This window comes from Pseudomonas sp. NPDC088885 (assembly GCF_044750025.1).
GTDB classification, from domain to species: Bacteria; Pseudomonadota; Gammaproteobacteria; order Pseudomonadales; family Pseudomonadaceae; genus Aquipseudomonas; species Aquipseudomonas rustica.
The window spans coordinates 1-19907 of sequence record NZ_JBIVJB010000022.1 but is presented as its reverse complement, the minus strand read 5'-3'; the positions used below and the strand labels follow the sequence as shown (position 1 = coordinate 19907).

The 19907-nt window shown below is 58.8% G+C and carries 18 protein-coding genes; 6 read left to right on the top strand and 12 right to left on the bottom strand.

The window, feature by feature from the left end:
* Nucleotides 1–60 precede the first annotated feature (60 nt).
* On the bottom strand, nt 61–1869 hold the full coding sequence (locus ACIP1X_RS12180; RefSeq protein WP_400752311.1) for a monovalent cation:proton antiporter-2 (CPA2) family protein: 1809 nt from the start codon (nt 1867–1869) through the stop codon (nt 61–63).
* A gap of 249 nt (nt 1870–2118) precedes the next feature.
* Here ACIP1X_RS12180 and ACIP1X_RS12175 point away from each other — a divergent pair, with 249 nt between their 5' ends.
* The gene (locus ACIP1X_RS12175; RefSeq protein ID WP_212544650.1) at nt 2119–3033 is read left to right on the top strand and encodes a LysR family transcriptional regulator; all 915 of its coding nucleotides are present in this window, start codon (nt 2119–2121) and stop codon (nt 3031–3033) included.
* Here the strand turns inward: ACIP1X_RS12175 and ACIP1X_RS12170 are convergent.
* The 4 genes from ACIP1X_RS12170 to ACIP1X_RS12155 all read right to left on the bottom strand — a co-directional run bounded on the left by ACIP1X_RS12170 (nt 3023) and on the right by ACIP1X_RS12155 (nt 7910).
* Complete coding sequence (locus tag ACIP1X_RS12170; protein ID WP_400752308.1) at nt 3023–3790, bottom strand: substrate-binding domain-containing protein; 768 nt, start codon at nt 3788–3790, stop codon at nt 3023–3025. The two genes, ACIP1X_RS12175 and ACIP1X_RS12170, sit on opposite strands and share 11 nt — an antisense overlap.
* Nucleotides 3791–3802: 12 nt before the next feature.
* On the bottom strand, nt 3803–5095 hold the full coding sequence (locus ACIP1X_RS12165; protein WP_053121470.1) for an MFS transporter: 1293 nt from the start codon (nt 5093–5095) through the stop codon (nt 3803–3805).
* 325 nt (nt 5096–5420) lie between these two features.
* The gene (locus tag ACIP1X_RS12160) at nt 5421–7223 is read right to left on the bottom strand and encodes a M48 family metallopeptidase (protein WP_400752407.1); all 1803 of its coding nucleotides are present in this window, start codon (nt 7221–7223) and stop codon (nt 5421–5423) included.
* An 84-nt stretch (nt 7224–7307) separates the two neighbouring features.
* Complete coding sequence (locus ACIP1X_RS12155) at nt 7308–7910, bottom strand: LemA family protein (protein ID WP_338109592.1); 603 nt, start codon at nt 7908–7910, stop codon at nt 7308–7310.
* A gap of 323 nt (nt 7911–8233) precedes the next feature.
* On the opposite strand from ACIP1X_RS12155, the gene ACIP1X_RS12150 reads away from it, so the two are divergent.
* Nucleotides 8234–8539 (top strand): RcnB family protein, encoded by a 306-nt coding sequence (locus ACIP1X_RS12150; RefSeq protein ID WP_053121466.1) that lies wholly within the window; start codon nt 8234–8236, stop codon nt 8537–8539.
* A gap of 8 nt (nt 8540–8547) precedes the next feature.
* Here ACIP1X_RS12150 and ACIP1X_RS12145 read toward each other — a convergent pair whose 3' ends face one another.
* Complete coding sequence (locus ACIP1X_RS12145) at nt 8548–9627, bottom strand: diguanylate cyclase domain-containing protein (RefSeq protein WP_400752305.1); 1080 nt, start codon at nt 9625–9627, stop codon at nt 8548–8550.
* A 163-nt stretch (nt 9628–9790) separates the two neighbouring features.
* Here ACIP1X_RS12145 and ACIP1X_RS12140 point away from each other — a divergent pair, with 163 nt between their 5' ends.
* On the top strand, nt 9791–10129 hold the full coding sequence (locus tag ACIP1X_RS12140; RefSeq protein ID WP_053121462.1) for an FKBP-type peptidyl-prolyl cis-trans isomerase: 339 nt from the start codon (nt 9791–9793) through the stop codon (nt 10127–10129).
* A 176-nt stretch (nt 10130–10305) separates the two neighbouring features.
* Here ACIP1X_RS12140 and ACIP1X_RS12135 read toward each other — a convergent pair whose 3' ends face one another.
* The 3 genes from ACIP1X_RS12135 to ACIP1X_RS12125 form a co-directional block, all read right to left on the bottom strand.
* The gene (locus tag ACIP1X_RS12135; RefSeq protein ID WP_400752302.1) at nt 10306–10617 is read right to left on the bottom strand and encodes a helix-turn-helix domain-containing protein; all 312 of its coding nucleotides are present in this window, start codon (nt 10615–10617) and stop codon (nt 10306–10308) included.
* A gap of 202 nt (nt 10618–10819) precedes the next feature.
* Entirely contained in the window at nt 10820–11197 is a 378-nt protein-coding gene (locus tag ACIP1X_RS12130) for a DUF6124 family protein (RefSeq protein WP_282356558.1), read from the bottom strand.
* Between the two features lie 434 nt (nt 11198–11631).
* The gene (locus ACIP1X_RS12125; RefSeq protein WP_400752300.1) at nt 11632–12735 is read right to left on the bottom strand and encodes a cytochrome P450; all 1104 of its coding nucleotides are present in this window, start codon (nt 12733–12735) and stop codon (nt 11632–11634) included.
* A 78-nt stretch (nt 12736–12813) separates the two neighbouring features.
* Here ACIP1X_RS12125 and ACIP1X_RS12120 point away from each other — a divergent pair, with 78 nt between their 5' ends.
* From ACIP1X_RS12120 to ACIP1X_RS12110, 3 genes are all read left to right on the top strand, one after another.
* Nucleotides 12814–13575 carry an ArsR/SmtB family transcription factor gene (locus tag ACIP1X_RS12120; RefSeq protein ID WP_400752298.1) on the top strand — a complete coding sequence of 254 codons (762 nt, stop codon included), beginning with the start codon at nt 12814–12816 and terminating at the stop codon, nt 13573–13575.
* A 142-nt stretch (nt 13576–13717) separates the two neighbouring features.
* The gene (locus tag ACIP1X_RS12115; protein WP_400752295.1) at nt 13718–14938 is read left to right on the top strand and encodes a putative DNA modification/repair radical SAM protein; all 1221 of its coding nucleotides are present in this window, start codon (nt 13718–13720) and stop codon (nt 14936–14938) included.
* Complete coding sequence (locus ACIP1X_RS12110) at nt 14935–15756, top strand: TIGR03915 family putative DNA repair protein (RefSeq protein WP_053121444.1); 822 nt, start codon at nt 14935–14937, stop codon at nt 15754–15756. Before ACIP1X_RS12115 ends, ACIP1X_RS12110 begins: the two co-directional genes overlap by 4 nt.
* 164 nt (nt 15757–15920) lie before the next feature.
* Here the strand turns inward: ACIP1X_RS12110 and ACIP1X_RS12105 are convergent, their stop codons facing one another.
* The 3 genes from ACIP1X_RS12105 to ACIP1X_RS12095 form a co-directional block, all read right to left on the bottom strand.
* Nucleotides 15921–16940 carry a branched-chain amino acid aminotransferase gene (locus ACIP1X_RS12105; RefSeq protein ID WP_053121443.1) on the bottom strand — a complete coding sequence of 340 codons (1020 nt, stop codon included), beginning with the start codon at nt 16938–16940 and terminating at the stop codon, nt 15921–15923.
* 246 nt (nt 16941–17186) lie between these two features.
* A complete protein-coding gene (gene lpdA, locus ACIP1X_RS12100) occupies nt 17187–18560 on the bottom strand; it encodes a dihydrolipoyl dehydrogenase (protein WP_400752292.1) in 1374 nt (457 codons plus the stop codon).
* Nucleotides 18561–18567: 7 nt separating this feature from the next.
* Nucleotides 18568–19839 carry a dihydrolipoamide acetyltransferase family protein gene (locus ACIP1X_RS12095; protein ID WP_122598630.1) on the bottom strand — a complete coding sequence of 424 codons (1272 nt, stop codon included), beginning with the start codon at nt 19837–19839 and terminating at the stop codon, nt 18568–18570.
* Nucleotides 19840–19907: the final 68 nt, after the last annotated feature.

The following is a 19907-nucleotide window of genomic DNA, read 5'->3' as shown; positions in this document are numbered from 1 at the left end:
GCATCTGGCACACCGCATTCGCGAGCAAGCCCGCTCCCACATTTGGATCTGTGCAGAGGTTTAAACCTTGCGCGATTCCTCTTCCAGCTGATCCGACTCAAACAGCCGCGCCAGCTCGGCCCTGGCTTCCTGGGCGGTTTGCAGCACCTTGGCCATGTCGTCATAAACCGCATGTTGCGCTTCCAGCACCTGTTCATCGTGGTGCTTGAAGCGTTTGATCCGCGCATCAGCCTGCGCTTGCGTCAACCCAAGCCCCACCAACGTGCGCCGGCTCATTTCCAGACTTGAGTAGTACGTTTCACGAATCGCCTCAGCCCCGACGTCCACCAAACGGTGAACATGCTGACGGTTGCGCGCGCGAGCGATGATTTTCATGTGCGGATACAGCTTGCGCACCACTTCGGCGGTCTTGATGTTGGTCTCCGGATCGTCCGTGGCAATCACGAAATATTCCGCCTCGCCAACCTTCGCCGCGTTGAGAATCTCCGGGCGCATCGGGTCGCCGTAGAACACCGGCACACCGCCGAAGCTGCGCGACAGTTCGATGGTTTCCACCGACGTGTCGAGGGCGACAAACTTGATGTTCTGCGCACGCAAAATCCGCGCGACGATCTGACCCATCCGTCCCATGCCAGCGATCACCACGCGCGGGCTGTCGGTATCGATTTCGCGAAATTTCTCCGGGACTTCCACCGGCTGCACTTTCGGGCTGACCATTTTGGCGCAGATCAACAACAGCAGCGGCGTCACCGCCATCGACAGGGTGATGGTCAGCACCAGCAAATCGTACAGGCGCGGATCGAACAGGTTCTGGTCGCGACCGATCTTGAACACCACAAAGGCAAACTCACCGCCGGCCGCCAACACGATACCGAGACGAATCGCACTGACCTTGTTCAGCCCGCCAGCCAGGCGTCCCACGACAAACAGCAGCGGCAGTTTCAGGCCAATCAACAGCAAGGTCAGCCCGAGCACCGTAATCGGCGCACTGAGCAGCAAACTGAGGTTGGCGCCCATGCCGACGCTGATGAAAAACAGGCCGAGCAGCAAACCTTTGAACGGTTCGATCTGCGCTTCCAGCTCATGGCGATATTCCGAATCCGCCAACAGCAGGCCGGCGAGAAACGCGCCCAGTGCCATCGACACGCCGACCAGATCCATCAGCCACGCCGTGCCGATCACCACCAGCAACGCGGTGGCGGTCGAGACTTCCGGCAGTCCGGTTTTCGCGACAATACGAAACACCGGGCGCAACAGATAACGGCCGCCGACTACGACCACGGCAATACTGCCCAGCACCTGTAAACCGTGGTTGAGGTCTTGAGCGGCGCTGGTGGTGTGATCGCCGCCGGCCAGCATTGGCACCAGCGCAATCAACGGGATCGCCGCAATGTCCTGAAACAGCAAAATCGCAAACGCCAGCCGACCGTGAGGGCTGGTCAGCTCTTTGCGCTCGGCCAGGCTTTGCAGGCCAAAAGCGGTGGACGACAAGGCCAGACCGAGGCCGAGCACAATTGCGCTGTTGAGCGGTTGGCCGAAGGCGAACAACGCCAATACACCAATCACCGAGGCCGTCAGCAGCACCTGCGCCAGGCCAACGCCGAACACCGATTTACGCATCACCCACAACCGTCGCGGCGACAGCTCAAGGCCAATGATGAACAGCAGCAACACCACGCCCAATTCAGAAATATGGCTGACGCTTTGCGGGTTGCCGATCAGCCCCAGTACGGACGGGCCGATGATCACCCCGGCAAACAGATAACCGAGCACAGCGCCCAATTGCAGACGCTTGGCCAAAGGCACGATAAGCACCGCCGCCAATAGAAAGACGACGATGGCTTGTAACAAATTGCCTTCATGGGGCATGGGTTTACTCCTGACAACGGTACGGCGAATGCGGCAAGGATAAGGGTTGAAACGATTGCATATCCACCACAGATCCAATGTGGGAGCGGGCTTGCTCGCGAAAGCGGTGTGTCAGTTGATGGATATTTCTCTGCTGCAACCGCATTCGCGAGCAAGCCCGCTCCCACAGGGTTATGCGGTGAGTCTGTAATAATTTGCATCAATTGGTTACATTTATAACCCCTGCGTATCAATCCCTGCGAGTTCGCCATGGCCATCAACTTCGACCTCAACGACCTGCAAGCCTTTCGCGCGGTGGTCGAGCAGGGCAGTTTCCGCAAGGCCGCCGACACCGTGCGTCTGTCGCAACCAGCCCTGAGCCGGCGCATCGAAAAGCTCGAAGACGCGCTCGGCGTAAAACTGTTCGAACGCACCACGCGCAAAGTCAGCCTGACTCAGGCCGGACGCGGGTTTCTGCCCAGCGTCGAGCGTTTGCTGGATGATCTGGATGTTGCGCTGCTCGGCATCAGCGAAGTCGCCTCGACCCGATTGGGCCACGTCACCGTCGCCTGCGTGCCGTCTGCCGCGTACTTCTTCATGCCGCGCGTGGTCGCCCGCTATCACCAGCAATTTCCGCGAATCAAGGTCAAAGTCCTCGACTCCAGCGCCCACGATGTCCTTACCGCCGTGGTCAACGGCGAGGCGGATTTCGGTTTGAGTTTTATGGGCACGCAGGATGCCAAAGTCGATTTCGAACCGCTTGTGCAGGAGTGCTACGTGGTCGCTTGTCGCCGCGATCACCCGTTGGCCGGGCGCAGCAGCGTGACGTGGGACGAGTTTTATCAGCAGGATTACATCTCGCTGGACAAGACCTCGGGCAATCGCTTTTTGCTCGATCAAGCGTTGAGCCGGGTGGTGCCGCAACGTCAAAGTATCTGCGAAACCCTGCATGTGACGACGATGATTGGTTTGGTGGAGGCGGGGTTGGGCGTGGCGGCGGTGCCGTTGATGGCGATGCCGGGGCCGGATCATCCGATTCTGACGCGAGTGCCGCTGACCGATCCGCAGGTGATGCGCAGCGTCGGCATCATCAAGCGCCGGGATCGTACGTTGACCCCGGCAGCATTGGAACTGGAGCGGCTGGTGGTGGAAATGAAAGTCGTGTCGCCGACCGTCAGCGCTTGACCGAATCCAGCCCGGTCGCTTGCACGTCAGCCTGGGCGGCGGGCGCGGCGAGATAAGCGAGCAAGGCTTTCGCCTCGGCCGGATGTTCTGCGTTCACCGGAATACCGGCAGCAAAACGCGTCACCGACTGCACCGATTCTGGAATCTTCGCGACAAAACTCACCCCCGGCACCGGCAGCAATTCGCTGACTTGCTGGAAGCCCAGTTGATAGTCGCCAGTGGCAACCACCGAGCCCACCGGGACTTTCGGGATCATCTTCGCTTTCGGTTTCAGTTGATCTTCGATGCCGAGTTTTTTGAACAACTGCTGCTCGATGTACACGCCGCTGGCGCTGTCGGAGTAAGCCACCGACTGTGCGTCGAGCAGGGTTTTCTTCAGGTTGTCGACGTTGCTGATGTCCGGTTTCGCCGCGCCTTTGCGCACCACCAGGCCGATCCGCGAGTCTGCCAGTTCAACGCGGGAAGCCGGGTCGACCTTGCCTTGTTTGATCAAGTCATCGAGGGCATAGCCGACCATGATCACCACGTCGGCGTGTTCACCGCGCGCGAGGCGATTGGGGATCGCTTCCGGTGCCTTGCCCATCGACGGGCCGAGTTGGGTGTCGAGAGTGTTGCCGGTGGCGGCAGCGAATTTCGGGCCGAGGATTTTGTAGGCGGCGGTGAAGCCCCCCGACGTCATCACGTTCAGTTGTTCGGCGTGTGCCAGAGCGCTGAGCGCGAAGAGGGCGAGGGCGGTGAGGTTGAAGAGTTTTTTCATGGTCATTATTCCTTATGCGGCAACCGGTTGCAGACGGCCGCCCGCGCGGCGATAGAGGTACAGCGTCGCGCACAATGCGCACAGCGCGCCGATGCTCATCCAGTAACCCGGCGCAGCTTTGTCGCCGGTGTACTGAATCAGGAAGGTCGACATGGCCGGGGTGAAACCGCCGAAAATCGCGGTCGCCAGGCTATACGCCAGAGAGAAACCGGCCACACGCACTTCGACCGGCATGATCTCGGTCAGCGCCGGAATCATCGCGCCGTTGTACATGCCGTAGATAAACGACAGCCACAGCAGGGACAGCAACATGTGGCTGAAGCTTGGCGCCTGCACCAGATAGGACAGTGCCGGATAAGTCGTGGCCAGTGCCAGCAGCGACATCGCGATCAGCACCGGACGACGGCCGATGCGATCCGACAACATGCCGCCGATCGGCAGCCAGAAGAAGTTCGACACCCCGACCAGCAAAGTCACCAGCAGCGCGTCGGAGGTGCTCAGGTGCAGCACGGTTTTGCCGAACGTCGGCGCGTACACGGTGATCAGGTAAAACGCGGTGGTGGTCAGGGCGACCATCAACATCCCGCCGAGCACCACCACCCAGTTCTGGCCAAGGGTGCGGAACACTTCGCCCATCTTTGGACGGTGTTTGCGCGCGGCAAACTCTTCGGTTTCCGCCAGATTACGACGCAACAGAAAGATGAACGGCACGATCATGCAACCGACGAAAAACGGAATCCGCCAGCCCCAATCGGCAATCACGTCCGGCGCCATCCACGCGTTCAGCGCGAAGCCCAACGCAGCGGCAACGATGATCGCTACTTGCTGACTGGCCGACTGCCACGCGGTGAAAAAGCCCTTGCGGCCCGGCGTAGCGATTTCGGACAAATACACCGAAACCCCGCCCAATTCCGCACCGGCGGAGAAGCCTTGTAACAGACGCCCGATCAGCACCAGCGCCGGCGCAAACAGGCCGATGGTTTCGTATCCGGGCACCAACACAATCAATATCGTGCCGCTGGCCATGATCGACAACGTGACGATCAAACCCTTACGGCGACCGACGTCATCGATGTACGCACCGAGCACGATTGCCCCCAGCGGACGCATCAAAAAGCCTGCGCCGAACACCGCGAAGGTCATCATCAGGGACGCGAATTCACTGCTCGCCGGGAAGAACACCGACGCGATTTGTGTGGCATAGAAGCCGAACAGAAAGAAGTCGAACTGTTCGAGGAAGTTGCCCGAGGTCACCCGGAAAATGGCGCCGGCCCGCGAGCCGCCGTGAGGGATTGTGGCTGTCATAGCAAAGTACTCCACCGCTTTTATGACGTGCGCCACGGAGAGTCTGCGCACGGATGTTATTGGGGCGGATGGTGGCGCAGGTGTAACAATATGTTAATTGCATTGTTGGCATGCATTGATGTGTAAAGCGGATCAATACCCTTAACGACATCGCACAACCCTGTGGGAGCGGGCTTGCTCGCGAAAGCGATGTGTCAGTTGCTAGATATATTGCCTGGGCTACCGCATTCGCGAGCAAGCCCGCTCCCACAGTTGATCGGGGTGACCACAGATTTTGCGAGCACCCCGCAATCCTGTGGGAGTCTGGCTTGCCAGCGATGGCGGTCTACGCGTCAGCAGTTGCGACCAGAAACGGTGGCAACGGACAATCGAGCAAATCAGCCACCGCGCGGAAAATTTCCGCCTCAGCCACGGTGATTACGCCGTCATGCATCACACAACGAGTCATCGCGTTGAGCAGGGCGGGCCGCTCTTCCGGCATAAGATGGCGCAGACGCTTGATCGCCGCTTCCAGTCCTGCCAGTTCTTCCAGTTCAATCGGCAGTTCTTCCGGCGGTTCGAACGTCAGTCCTTCCCAGGCAAAATGCAGCGCCTGCAAGGCTGCCTGTTGATTCTGCTGCCCGGCGCGGGCCATGGCGTTGAGCAAAACCAGCAATTGTTCCGCGCATTGGAACAAACCGAACTTGAACTGAACCGCAGGCGCGCCCTCGACATTGCGTTCGACGATGCGCAGCAGTGTCCACTCCAGTAGCTCGGTTTCGTTGTCGGCATTTATCAGCCGGTTCATGGTTTGCTTCATCGCCGCGAAGGGCTTCTTGTCCAGGTGCTTGAGGCTGGGGATAGCGAGATCCAGAAGCGGTACGCGCAGTCCGGGATTGAGCGTCAATAACGGTTCATGTAGATGGTTGAGGGTGTCGAATATTGTGGTGTCGATATCATCTCGCAGTGCATCGAGTTGAATTGCCGAGAGTGAAGGCGAGCGGGAAATTAGCAATCCATAGACGATGGCCTGTGCGCCACCGGTGCTGTGAGCGGCATCTTTAAGAGTTTGGGGGATGACGCCGATGGTAGAAATGGGAGCCTGATCCGCATTCATCTCGTAAAGCACAGCCATGGCTGAATCAGGAACCATGCTGAAGACGTCAGACAGATGCGGAAAGGTTCGAGGCTCGGTTCGCGCTTGGATTGATCCCGGGATATTGGTAAAACTGCCATCCCAAAGAGGATCAATCCGCCGAATACGCTCGCCAATATCAGGGTGAGTGGCTAGCTGGTTTTTCAACGGCTTTGCTGAGCCGTCGCTGAAGTACAGATGACTGAACTGCTGGGCTCGTGGTGAACTCAAGGACGAACCCTGACTGGCAATCTTTTTCAGCGCACCGGCAAGGCCCTGGGGGTTGCGCGTAAATTGCACGGCACTGGCATCCGCCAAAAACTCGCGTTGGCGACTGACCGCTGCCTTGATCAGATTGCCAAAGTAACTACCGGCAAAACCGGCCGCGCACAGTATCAGTCCGAGACAAGCCAGTACGAAAACCAACCGGCCATCACGCTTTTCACCCTTGCCGGTATTGGCTAGCCCTGCGAGTAAGGAAGCGCCTGCCAAACCCAGCACCAGTATTCCGTGAACCACTGCCACCAACCGCGTGTTGAGGCGCATGTCGCCGTTGTAGATATGGCTGAATTCATGGGCGATGACGCCTTGCAACTCGTCGCGAGTCAGCAGTGTTATTGCACCCTGAGTCACACCGATCGCTGCATCTTCGGTCGTGAATCCGGCGGCGAAAGCGTTGATGCTCTCATCCGGCAGCAGGTAAACCGCCGGTACAGGGACACCAGAGGCCAGCGCCATTTCCTCGACTACGTTCATTAACTGGCGCTCTTCCAGCGTGCGCACGTCTTCGTTAACAGAGCGCCCGCCAAGCGTCTGCGCAACGACTTTGCCGCCACCGCGCAGTTGAAAGAATTTGTACAGACTGCCCGCCAGCACAATGCCCGACACCCACGTTGCGGTGAACGCCAACGCACGCCAGGCGGCGCCCATGTCGCTGTTGTGTCGGCGATCAAAGGCGCCGATGACGAAGGGCAGGCTGGTGAGCAGAATCAGGCAGGCAACTGCCATGACCATCAGCAAGATCAGCCGCGCAGTCTGATGTCGAGCCTGACGCTGTTGTTCAAAAAAATTCATGAAGCCATCCGTTGGCAAAGAGGATCAGAACGACACTTTTGGAGCGACCTTGATGGCCAATGTGTCAGCGAATTTAAGGGGAGCGGCATCGGTGCCGTGGCCAAAACTGGTCGCCAGCAGCACCGCCGGAAAACTCTGTTTGAGCGTGTTGTAAGCCATCACCGCATCGTTGTAAGCCTGGCGCGCGAAACTCACTCTGTTCTCGGTGCTGCTCAACTCTTCACTCAGTTGCAGCATGTTCTGCGAGGCTTTCAGATCCGGATAAGCCTCGAGCGTCACAGTCAAACGATCCACGGCGCCGTTGAGCGCGCTGTCGGCCTGACCCAATTGTTCGATGTTTTGCGCCTTGCCCGGTTGCGACTGTGCGGCTGCAAGCACCGCCACTGCGGCATTGCGCGCGACGATCACGGCTTCGAGGGTTTCGCGTTCGTTGGCCATCGCACCTTTGGCGATGGCCACCAGATTGGGGATCAGGTCATAACGACGTTTGAGCTGCACTTCGACTTGCGCGAAGGCGTTCTTGATTTCGTTGCGCCGCGCCACCAGCGAGTTGAACACGCGCATGGCGTAGAGGGCGCACAGCGCCAGCAAAACCAGATTGACGACGAGATAGGTGTTCACGGTGATGTCCTTTTCACTCGGCGGGAAATTGCGCGGCATGGTAGCGCAAAAACATCACTCCTGTGGGAGCGGGCTTGCTCGCGAAAGCGGTGTGTCAGTCGCTAGATATATTGCCTGGGCTAACGCATTCGCGAGCAAGCCCGCTCCCACAGGTTTTGCTGTGTTCACGAAATTTACGGACACATGAAAATCCTGTGGGAGCCTGGCTTGCTCGCGAAGGCGGCATGACCGGTGACTATAATTTCCCGGCCAGCCATAGCAAAAACACGGAATGATTCCCGCGCCCCGCAGTCGGAGTTCAGGTATCACACATCAATAGAGGTTCACCGATGAACAGCAAAACCCTAATCGCCAGCCTGGCCCTCGTCGCCGGCATTGCCGGGATCAGTCCACTTGTTCAAGCGGCGCAAACCTCAAGCGATCCTTCCGTTCAATCCCCGGTCAGCGACCGCGAATTGAAGGTCAACGACCGCGCCCCGGATATCTATCAACGCAGCGAAAAAGCCATCGACTGGAAAGCCAAAGGCCTGAAAAAACCGGTTGAACAGGCGCAATGGGTGCAGATCAATGATCAGTACGTCATGGTGATGATTACCAACGGGACGATTGTCGAGATGAAACCGGTTCCGCGTTAAGTTGAGATTCAAAAGCCCTGCGCATGCACTCGCGCAGGGCTTTCCCCGCCCAATCGATACTGATTATTCCCACTGCGCTTAGCCTCATACATCGCCAGATCGGCAATGTGCAGCAGCCGATCCATCGCCGTCGCATGATCCGGAAACACTGCCACCCCAAGGCTGGTGCCGATGTGGCGCTGGTCGTTGCCGATGCTGATCGGTGGCGACAGTTCGATGAAAATTTTCTGACAGATGCTGCGGGCTTCGTCCTGCAGGTTGAGGCTTGGTGACAGGCCCTGCAGGATGACCACAAATTCGTCACCGCCAATCCGCGCGACGGTGTCGGTGCTGCGCAGGATGCGTTTCAGGCGGGTGGCGGTGGTGATCAAAACGCGGTCGCCGGCAGCGTGGCCGTAGTGGTCGTTGATGTTTTTGAAACCGTTGAGGTCGACGAACACCAGCGCGACGCGGGTTTCGGTTTGTCGCGCCTGATCCAGTGCTTCGGACAGCCGTTGCTCCAGCACAAAACGATTGGGCAAACCGGTCAGCGGATCGAAATGGGCGAGGTGCTGGAGGTAACTGGCCGAGGCCTTTTCTTCAGTGATGTCGCGCACCACGCCCATCATTTTGATCACCGCATCGTGGTCGTTGCGCACTACGTTGCCGGTCTCGCGCAGCCAGCGAATCGTGCCGTCGGGCCAGACCACGCGGTATTCCTCGTCATGGTTTTCCCCGGTTTCCAGGCAACGCAACTCACCGTCGCGCACCCGCACGCGGTCATCCGGGTGTACGCAGGAGCAGAAGAGGGCGTAGGACGGGGTGATGTCACCGATCTTGAAACCGAACATGCCGTAGATGGCGTCCGACCAGTACAACCGATCGGTATCGACCTCCCAATCCCAAGTGCCAATGCGCGCGAAATATTGGCTACGTTTAAAGCGCTCGGCATCGCCGTCTTGATGAATGTTCTGGCCATCGGCTGCGCGGGTCAGCAGCTCTCGGTAATCGGCGAGTTGCCGACGCAATTCACGTTCGCGCCAGAACAGCACGGCAATCACGGCCAGCAAAATCACGCCAACGGCGAGGCCGATCCAGAGCTGGGTCATTGGGGCGCTGCCGGCATGGCGAATCGATCCGTGAAGTAGTGGCGGTTGGCTATCTTAATTCGTCATCACTCGATTCGGATACAGCGTTGATCTGCGTGTTCGGGTTGCCAACAGCCAGCAATTCTGGGAAAACGGCGGCCTGCTGAACAATAGAGCGAATGTTATGAATGATGAACTGCAGGTAATCGATCTTCAGGTAGGCGAGGGCAAAGCCGCAGTCAAAGGCGCGCTGATCACCACCCAATACACAGGCTGGCTGGAAGACGGCAGCGAGTTCGATTCTTCCTACAGCCGTGGCAAACCTTTTCAGTGCGTGATTGGCACCGGTCGTGTGATTAAGGGCTGGGATCAAGGGCTGATGGGGATGCAGGTGGGCGGCAAGCGTAAATTGCTGGTGCCGGCGCATTTGGGTTATGGCGAGCGGACGATGGGCAAGATTCCGCCGAATTCGAATCTGGTGTTTGAGATTGAGTTGCTGGAGGTTTTAACTCGGGAGGATTGAGGTGGGTGGCTTAGGTGTTTTTATTTGAGCCGTGAACACAAGGAATGCGCCTCTATCATCCAGCGAAGCGTTGCCCTCACTGGATGATGTTGAGGTTATCCAAAAAGCCTGCGCATTCTAACTTTGCGGACTTCTAGCGGTGGTTGGGTTGAAGTGCCTTTAGGCGATAGCTGATATCAGGCCCATTGCAGTGGCGGAGCCAAGGGAAAGCAGATATCTACTTCTAATTTCGCAGCGGCGGACAGATTGACCAATGCATCCAGCGAGAACTTGTCGATTTTACCGTTGAGTACATCATTGAGGCGTGGCTGAGTGATGCCCAACCGTTTCGCTGCGTCCTTCTGAGGAAGCTCCCAGGCGCCAATGGTCTCGCAAAGCGTACGCATCAGTTTGGCTCGCCGACGCATATCGGCTGCGTACTGCGGGGTGTCTTCCAGTGCATCCCAAATACTTGAAAAGCATTGATTGTGGTCTGGATGATCCTTCATGGGTTCATAGCCTGTTTCCTTGGTTTCAGACGGCCTGCTTTTTTGTGGCGAGGGAGCTTGTTCCCGCTGGGTTGCGTAGCAACCCTAAAACCATTCAATCCGGGTATTTCAGATACACCGCAGATACCGGTTTTGCGACTGTTTCGCAGCCGAGCGGGACGGTGCGACGATTCGACAAGCTCCCTCGCCACAGTTTTCAGTCTTAGTTTCGGGTGGGCGGTTCGAGGTTGTCGAGGGCGCGGTTGACGGCGAGTTCGCCGAGCATGACCACTTGCTGGATGCCGAGCAGGGTGTTGCGGTAGGGCGTTTCGAGCAGGCCGGCGAAGTCGCTGAGCATGATGCTGGCCGAGGCCATGGATTCGCAGGCGTGGGCTAACAGGGATTCGGTTTCCATGTCCGGCGCGACGATGAACATGGTGCTGGGTTTTCGTTCGGACGGGATGTGCGGTTTGAGGTAATGGTCGAGGGCGCGTTCGGCGGCCTCGTGGAGTTTTCTGGAATTGGGGGCGGAGTAGGGGGAGGTTGGATCCGATTCGGGTATGGCATCTGTTTCTGGTGGATTCGGCGTTACTTTGAACATTGCGGAGGTTTCCAAAGTGATGCTGACACCACCTCGCGACTAAACGAGAGGTGGCAGCTATACGCAGGTTAGTCGACCGGAAAACCCACCCAAACCGGCGCACCCGAAGGCGCCCTGCGCACAGCTACCATTGAGTGAGGTATCGAAATATCTACTGTCTGGAACGTTGTACAGATTGAGTGGATTACCGAGCGACTAAACCCGATCACTGAACATTCAGTGACGCGAACCAAGTTACCGGCAGCCCCAAAACCGCACAAGCCGGCGGATTCTGGCGTAGTTGTAGGCAAAGGCGCAAGGCGCTGTAGCCTTGTGGATGATGCCGAAATGATGCTGCGTTTTTCCGGGGCTTTCGCGAGCAAGCTTTGCTCCTACAGTTGATCGGCGACGCGCAAATCCTTGTAGGAGCCGAGCTTGCTCGCGAAGGCGGCCTATCAGTCACCGAAGAAACTGAACATTGGAATCCGCCCATTCAGTGAAGGCCGGTAATGCCAGGCCAGTCGCTCCAGATTCACACCGTGATCGAGGATTTCTCTGACAGTCGCACTGGCAATTTCCATCGCCAGTATTTGCCCGGGACACTGATGCCGACCGCTGCCAAAACTGAAACTGCGCCGGTTCGGGCGATCCGGCAAAAACTGCTCAGGATGCTCGTTCAACGCCGGATCCCGATTGGCCGAGGCCAACAACAGCAGAATCACATCCCCAGCCTCAACGCGCACCCCATCAATCTCGCAGGACTGCGCTACAAACCGTCGCGTGTTCTGCACTGACGGATCCAAACGCTGCACTTCCGCCAACACCGCTTCCATCGACGCCTCACGCAAATCGGGCCGACTCTTTAGCGCCACCAAAGCATTGCCAATCAACCCGGCAGTGGCTTCATAAGTCTGTGAACACAGCCCGATCAAATTGGCGAACAGCGCATCTTCATCGCCTTCAAACCGCCGCTGAATTTCCGTCAGCAAAGCGCTGTCCGCCTCAGCCAGCAACTCGATGAAATACCCGCGCAACTGCTCAGCCGCCGCATGCGCCGCCGCCAACTGAAGGTCATTGCTCAACGGTGAGAGACAGGCGATGAAATCCGCCGTCAGCTCACAGATCGCCCGGCCCTGCGCCGGGGTAAAACCAAGCAGCGCCGCGACCACGCAAACAGGCCCGCGAAACATGGCTTTATATAAGCCGTCGGCGTCCACGTTTATCAACCGGGCAGCCACCAAGGCGCGAACCTCGGCTTTATTGATCAGCTCAAGCGCAGGCTCGATTGCCGAACGCGGGCAACGCTGACGCTCGCCATCATTCATCCGCATCAACTGGCCGAACACCTTGCCGGCCATGCCGCCGGCAATCGCTTTCGGCACGGGTTCCTGTGCAGGACGCACGCGGCAATCGGCATGCGCCAACACCGCGCACACTGCACGGGCGCTGCTGGCGAGCCACAATTTCAGTTCCTGATGAAACACCAAGCCTCCTTGAGCACGCAGCGATGCGTAATAAGGATAGGGATCGGTATGAGTCGCAGCGTTGATCGGATCCATGGTTCGCAGCCTTGTCGTCAGGAAAGTGTTGCGAGTATCGTCAGTCCTCAGCGGCGACGATTCGTCCGGGAGCGAAATATGCACGCAGAACATCAAGACATCGGCGTTTCGCAAGTGGCCGCCGCCATCGCGGAACCTGCGCGTACGAAAATGCTCTGCTCGCTGATGGATGGACACGCCCGCACCCCTACGGAGCTGGCAGCCATCGCCGAGGTCAGCGCCTCCACGGCCAGTGCGCACTTGGCCAAACTCAAGGATCTCGCGCTGGTGCGTCTGCATGTGCAGGGCCGTCATCGTTATTACAGCCTCGCCGATCAGCGCGTCGCCCAGGCGTTGGAAGCCTTGATGGTGATTGGCCAAAGCGCCGCGCCGACGTTCAAACCGCACACGCCGGATCGTCTGCAATTCGCGCGAACGTGCTATGACCATATGGCGGGGACACTGGCGGTGTGGCTGCATGACCGTTTTATCGAGGCCGGATGGCTGGTGGAGACTGGCGAGCAGGCGTATCGCTTGAGTGACAGTGGCGCGGCGCTGTTTGAAGGTCTGGGTATCGAGGTGCAGGATTTGAGCACGTTGCGCCGCAAGTTTGCTTGTCCTTGTCTGGACTGGAGCATGCGTCGGCCGCATCTGGGTGGATCGTTAGGGGCTGCGTTGTTGCAAGCGGCGTTGAGGCGTAAGTGGGTGACGCAGGATCTGGACAGTCGGGCGTTGGCGTTGACGGCCGTAGGGCGCAAGGAAATCAGTGTGCGATTTGGTGTTGAGGTGGCGATTGATAAAGGCCAGATCAAAAGATCGCAGCCTTCGGCAGCTCCTACAGAGCGTGTGTACACCCGATGAATCCCGATCCCGAATCTATGTAGGAGCTGCGGAACGCTGCGATCTTTTCATCTTCGCTCCAAGCCGACGAGGGGTCGTGCCCAACCTTGTGCGCAAGCTCGCGACGCTATACTGTATATCCAAACAGTGAAGAGCCCGCGCCATGCAAATCATCGACAAGCTGAGCATTCTCGCCGACGCCGCCAAATACGACGCGTCTTGTGCGAGCAGTGGTGCGCCCAAACGCAGCTCCGAGGGCAAGAGTGGTCTGGGCTCGACCGATGGCATGGGCATTTGCCACAGCTACACGCCGGACGGGCGCTGCGTGTCGTTGTTGAAGATTTTGCTGACCAATTTCTGTCTCTACGATTGCCAATACTGCGTCAATCGCCGTTCCAGTGACGTCCCCCGCGCACGTTTCACGCCCGAAGAAGTGGTGGCGCTGACCATGGATTTCTACCGGCGCAACTGTGTCAGCGGCTTGTTCCTCAGCTCCGGAATCATCCGCTCGGCGGACTACACCATGGAGCAACTGGTGCGCGTCGCGAAGCTGCTGCGCGAAGAACATGAATTTCGCGGTTACATCCACCTTAAAACCATCCCCGAAGCTGATCCTGCGCTGATCGAAGAAGCGGGGCGTTACGCCGATCGTTTGAGCGTCAATATCGAACTGCCCACCGACGCCAGCCTGCAGACGTTGGCGCCGGAGAAGGATATCGGCTCGATCAAGCTGGCCATGAACACCATCTACACCGGTGTGCAAACCGTTCTCAATGAACCCCGATCAGCGAAGTTCGCGCCCGCTGGGCAGAGCACGCAAATGATCGTCGGCGCCGATGACACCGACGACAGCACAATTTTGCAAAGTGCGCAGTCGCTGTACGGCAACTTCCGTTTGCGGCGGGTTTATTATTCGGCATTCAGCCCGATCCCCGACAGCCCGAAAAGCGTGCCCCTCGCCGCGCCGCCACTGATGCGTGAACACCGTTTGTACCAAGCCGATTTCCTCCTGCGCAGCTACGGTTACAGCGCTGACGAACTGCTCAAGGGCCCGGGCAATCTGGCTTTGGACATCGACCCGAAACTGGCGTGGGCACTGCAGAATCGTGAAGTGTTCCCGCTGGATCTGAACCGTGCCGAAGCGTCTCTGATCTCACGCATCCCCGGCATCGGCCTGCGCACCACCGAACGCTTGGTCGAGCTGCGTCGTCAGCGCCGAATCCGCTACGAAGACGTCGCGCGCATGCGCTGCGTGCTGGCCAAGGCCAAGCCGTTCATCATCACCAGCGATTACCACCCACAGCAGGCCGAAGTCACCAGCCATTTGCTCTATCAGCAATTGCGCGACCGGCCGATGCCGCAACAGATGGGGTTGTGGGGATGATCAATCTTGATTGCGACGATCTGTTCGAGACGTGGCGTCAGCAAGCACGTTGGCTGCTGAGCCATGAAATCGATCCAAGTCTGGTGAGTTGGGCGTCGGAAGGGGTGGGAGATCTGTTCGCCAGTGATGCTCCAGTTCCAGAAGGTCAGGGGCCGTTTATGGCGAGGATCCCGCGTGCATTGCTCGATACGCTGGAACAAGCGGCGCAATACCGCGGCGATCAACGCTGGAGCCTTTTGTATGAAGTGCTGTGGCGGGTCAGCCATGGCGATCGCACGGCCATGCTCGCCGGAGACAAGCTTGGCAGCGAGTTGCAGCGACGTATCAAACAGGTGCGCCGTGAAGCCCATCACCTGCACGCGTTTGTACGTTTCATCGAACGCCCGTCAGCCAGCGCTGGCCCGCAATACGTGGCGTGGCACGAACCGGCCCACGACATCCTGCACAGTGCCAGCGAACATTTCATCGGGCGCATGGGCCGTCATCGCTGGCTGATCGCGACGCCGCGTGACGGGGTTTATTACGATGGCGAGCAACTGATTCACCAGCGTCAATGCCCCGTGGAATGGCAGCAACTGGCGCAGAACGTCGATGATCCGCATGGTGATCTGTGGTTGACGTATTACAGCCACATCTTCAATCCGGCGCGGTTGAATCCGAAGGTCATGCAGGGACATTTGCCGGTGCGGTTCTGGAAGAATCTGCCGGAGGGCGAGTTGATTCCTGGACTGATTACGCAGGCGCGGATGGGGAAACAGCAGAACGGGCAGGCGAGTGGGATCGCCAGTCGTGCCGGGAAAAGGATTGCCTTGAAATAGAAGATCAAAAGATCGTCCGATCGCGGCCCGAGCCTTCGGCAGCTCCTACAGGAGATCTATGTAGGAGCTGCCGAAGGCTGCGATCTTTTGATCTTTATCACCACAAAAAAAGCCCCCCACCAATCACTCGGTGGGGGGGCTTTTATACATCCAGAGCCGTCAAATCAAACCTTAACGATCCAACCCGCTGGCGCTTCGATGTCGCCGGTCTGTACACCGGTCAGCTCTTTATAAAGCTTCTGGGTCACAGGGCCGACTTCTGTCTCGCTGTGGAACACATGCAGATGATCGTTGTAGCTGATGCCACCGATCGGCGTGATCACTGCCGCAGTACCGCAAGCGCCGGCTTCTTTGAAGTCCGACAGTTTGTCGATCAGCACATCGCCTTCAACCACTTCCAGGCCCAGACGCGATTTCGCCAGTTCAATCAGCGACAGGCGGGTGATGCCTGGCAGAACCGACGGCGAGTTCGGGGTGATGAACTTGTTGTCGTGGGTGATCCCGAAGAAGTTGGCCGAACCGACTTCTTCGATCTTGGTGTGGGTCATCGGATCCAGGTAGATCGCGTCAGCGAAGTTGGCTTTCTTGGCTTTCGAGCCCGGCATCAGGCTGGCCGCGTAGTTGCCGCCGACTTTGGCTGCGCCGGTGCCTTGTGGGGCGGCGCGGTCGTAGCTGGAAATCTGGAAGTTATGCGGGGTCAGGCCGCCCTTGAAGTAGGCGCCGACCGGGATGCAGAAGATTGAGAAGATGAACTCGGGGGCAGTGCGCACGCCGATGTTGTCACCCACGCCGATCACGAACGGGCGCAGGTACAGCGCGCCGCCGGTGCCATAAGGCGGAATGAAGCGCTCGTTGGCACGAACCACTTCCTTACAGGCTTCGATGAACTGCTCGGTATCAACGGTCGGCATCAGCAGACGCGCGCAGCTGCGTTGCATACGCAGGGCGTTCTGATCCGGGCGGAACAGGTTGATCGAGCCGTCCTTGCAACGATAGGCCTTCATGCCTTCGAAGCACTGCTGGCCATAGTGAAGGGCCGTCGAGCCTTCGCTGATGTGCAGCACGTTGTCTTCGGTCAGGGTGCCTTTGTCCCACTCGCCATCGCGAAAGTACGATAGATAGCGCTTGTCGGTCTTGATGTAGTCAAAACCCAGCTTGTCCCAATTGATGCTTTCGTTACCCATGACACCCTCTATCACTGAACAACCGTCGAAACGGTTCAAGGCTTCTGACGTTTTTTGGATGGGCACAACAATACTTCATTCTTGAGCGGTTTCGCAGCCCGGAATTCGCTCCACTGATCGTTCCCACGCTTGATCGTTCCTACGCTCTGCGTGGGAATGCCTCATCGGACGCTCCGCGTTCGGCTTTTGGGACGCAGAGCGTCCCCGGCTGCATTCCCACGCAGAGCGTGGGAACGATCAACGCAGCTACAGGTGCAACGCATGCCCGAGGGCACGCAACGCCGCTTCCTGCACCGCTTCTCCCAAGGTCGGATGCGCATGGATGGTGCCGCCGATGTCCTCGAGCCGTGCGCCCATTTCCAGGCTTTGCGCAAACGCTGTCGACAACTCGGACACGCCAACGCCCACCGCCTGCCAGCCGACAATCAGATGATTGTCCCGACGAGCGACCACGCGCACGAAGCCGCTTTTCGACTCCAGCGTCATCGCCCGGCCATTCGCTGCGAACGGGAAACTCGACACAATGCAGTCCAGCCCCGCAGCTTTAGCCTCGTCCGGCGTCTTGCCGACCACCACCAGTTCCGGATCGGTAAAGCACACCGCAGCAATCGCCGTCGGGCTGAATTCGCGGGTTTTGCCGCTGATTAACTCGGCAACCATTTCGCCCTGCGCCATCGCGCGGTGGGCCAGCATCGGCTCGCCGCTCAAATCGCCAATCGCGTAGACATTGCGCATGCTGGTCTGGCAGCGGCTGTCGATCTTGATCGCCGAGCCGTTCATGTCGAGATTCAGCGCTTCCAGATTCCAGCCCTGGGTATTCGGTTTGCGACCGACGGCGACCAGCACCTGATCGGTTTCCAGGTTCAGCGTCTCGCCCTCTGGGTCGCGCACCTGCAACGTGCCGTCGAAACCCAGCACGCTGTGTTTCAAGAACAGCTTCACGCCGAGTTGCTTCAGCGCGTCATGCACCGGTTGCGTCAGTTCGGCGTCGTAGGCCGGCAGGATGCGATCCTGAGCCTCAACCACACTGACGTCGGCGCCGAGCTTGCGATAAGCGATGCCCAATTCCAGACCGATGTAACCCCCACCCACCACCACCAGACGTTTCGGCACGGATGTCGGCGCCAGCGCTTCGGTGGAGGAGATGATCGGCCCGCCAATCGGCAGGATCGGCAGATTGACGCTGGTCGAACCGGTGGCCAGCACCAGATGCTCGCATTGAATGCGCGTGTCGCCGACTTCAACAGTCTTGCCGTCGATGACCTTGGCCCAGCCATTGATCACTTGAACCTTGTTCTTCTTCAGCAGAGCCGCAACGCCAGTGGTCAGGCGATCAACGATGCCGTCCTTCCACTCGACACTTTTGCTGATGTCGAGCGTCGGCGCGGCAACGCTGATGCCCAGTGCCGAATGCTGACTGTGATGCCGGGTCTGGTGAAACTGCTCAGCGACATGGATCAGCGCTTTCGACGGTATGCAGCCGATGTTCAGGCAAGTGCCGCCCAGCGATTGGCCTTCGACCAGAATCGTCGCAATGCCCAGTTGCCCGGCGCGAATCGCCGTTACATAGCCGCCAGGGCCGCCGCCGATGATCAGCAGCGTAGTGTTCAGAGATTGCATGCGAGCCTTACTCCACAAACAAAGTGGCAGGTTGTTCGATCAAGCCGCGAATGGCCTGGATGAAGAGTGCCGCGTCCATGCCGTCGACCACGCGGTGATCGAAGGAGCTGGAGAGGTTCATCATCTTGCGGATCACCACCTGGCCTTTGACGACCATTGGCCGTTCGACGATTTTGTTGACGCCGACGATGGCCACTTCCGGCAGGTTTAACACCGGGGTGCTGACGATACCGCCCAGCGCACCGAGGCTGGTGAGGGTGATGGTTGAACCGGATAGCTCATCGCGACTGGCCTTGCCATTGCGCGCGGCGTTGGCCAAACGCGAGATTTCCGTGGCGCTGTCCCACAGGCTGCGCGTTTCGGCGTGACGCACCACCGGCACCATCAGGCCGACATCGCTTTGCGTGGCGACGCCAACATGCACGGCGCCCAGGCGGGTGATGACCTGAGCTTCGTCGTCGTAACGGGCATTCATCTGCGGGAAGTCGCGCAGGGCGACGACCAAGGCGCGGACGAGGAACGGCAGCAAGGTCAACTTGCCACGGCTGGCACCGTGTTTTTCATTCAGGTGCGCACGCAGTTCTTCGATTGCGGTGACGTCGATTTCTTCGACATAACTGAAGTGTGCGGCACGTTGAGTGGCGTCCTGCATGCGCTGGGCGATCTTGCGGCGCATGCCGATCACTTGAATCTGTTCTTCGTCATTACGCTGGGCGTAAGCAGCGGCCACCGGCGCCGAGGCGTTCGACTGACCTTGCGCCAAGTAGGCTTCAAGGTCTTCGTGCAACACCCGACCGGCCGGGCCGGAACCGCGCACCAGACGCAATTGAATGCCCAGATCCAGCGCATGTTTGCGCACGGCCGGGGAGGCGAGAGGACGTTCGTCTGCTTCGCGAGCCACCATCGGGCCTTGGCAAACGGCAGCCGGACGCGGGGCGGCTGGAGCAGGTTTGCTCTCAACAACGGCCTCAACTTTCGGCGCAACGGGTGCTTCTTTAACAGGCGCAGGCGCGGCGGATTCTTTCAGATTGCCGGCACCCTCAACCTCGATGCTGATCAGCACACTGCCAACCGCCATCACTTCACCCGGCTGACCACCGAGGGCAATCACCTTGCCATGCACCGGCGACGGAATATCGACCATCGCCTTGTCAGTCATCACGTCCGCCAGCACCTGATCTTCAACGACCAGATCGCCGACCTTGACATGCCACTGCGACAGTTCTACTTCTGCGATGCCTTCGCCGATGTCCGGCATCTTGATAACGTGCGTGCCCATTCAGACCTCCATAACCCGTTTCAACGCCGCGCCCACTCGGGACGGCCCTGGGAAATACGCCCACTCCT

Coding starts and splice junctions, on each gene's coding strand:
- ACIP1X_RS12175 (WP_212544650.1), top strand. CDS start 2,119: ATGGCCATCAACTTCGACCTCAACGACCTGCAAGCCTTTCGCGCGGTG.
- ACIP1X_RS12095 (WP_122598630.1), bottom strand. CDS start 19,839: ATGGGCACGCACGTTATCAAGATGCCGGACATCGGCGAAGGCATCGCA.
- ACIP1X_RS12165 (WP_053121470.1), bottom strand. CDS start 5,095: ATGACAGCCACAATCCCTCACGGCGGCTCGCGGGCCGGCGCCATTTTC.
- ACIP1X_RS12125 (WP_400752300.1), bottom strand. CDS start 12,735: ATGGATCCGATCAACGCTGCGACTCATACCGATCCCTATCCTTATTAC.
- ACIP1X_RS12160 (WP_400752407.1), bottom strand. CDS start 7,223: ATGGTCATGGCAGTTGCCTGCCTGATTCTGCTCACCAGCCTGCCCTTC.
- ACIP1X_RS12135 (WP_400752302.1), bottom strand. CDS start 10,617: ATGAAGGATCATCCAGACCACAATCAATGCTTTTCAAGTATTTGGGAT.
- ACIP1X_RS12145 (WP_400752305.1), bottom strand. CDS start 9,627: ATGACCCAGCTCTGGATCGGCCTCGCCGTTGGCGTGATTTTGCTGGCC.
- ACIP1X_RS12110 (WP_053121444.1), top strand. CDS start 14,935: ATGATCAATCTTGATTGCGACGATCTGTTCGAGACGTGGCGTCAGCAA.
- ACIP1X_RS12180 (WP_400752311.1), bottom strand. CDS start 1,869: ATGCCCCATGAAGGCAATTTGTTACAAGCCATCGTCGTCTTTCTATTG.
- ACIP1X_RS12115 (WP_400752295.1), top strand. CDS start 13,718: ATGCAAATCATCGACAAGCTGAGCATTCTCGCCGACGCCGCCAAATAC.
- ACIP1X_RS12130 (WP_282356558.1), bottom strand. CDS start 11,197: ATGTTCAAAGTAACGCCGAATCCACCAGAAACAGATGCCATACCCGAA.
- ACIP1X_RS12140 (WP_053121462.1), top strand. CDS start 9,791: ATGAATGATGAACTGCAGGTAATCGATCTTCAGGTAGGCGAGGGCAAA.
- lpdA (WP_400752292.1), bottom strand. CDS start 18,560: ATGCAATCTCTGAACACTACGCTGCTGATCATCGGCGGCGGCCCTGGC.
- ACIP1X_RS12150 (WP_053121466.1), top strand. CDS start 8,234: ATGAACAGCAAAACCCTAATCGCCAGCCTGGCCCTCGTCGCCGGCATT.
- ACIP1X_RS12170 (WP_400752308.1), bottom strand. CDS start 3,790: ATGAAAAAACTCTTCAACCTCACCGCCCTCGCCCTCTTCGCGCTCAGC.
- ACIP1X_RS12120 (WP_400752298.1), top strand. CDS start 12,814: ATGCACGCAGAACATCAAGACATCGGCGTTTCGCAAGTGGCCGCCGCC.
- ACIP1X_RS12105 (WP_053121443.1), bottom strand. CDS start 16,940: ATGGGTAACGAAAGCATCAATTGGGACAAGCTGGGTTTTGACTACATC.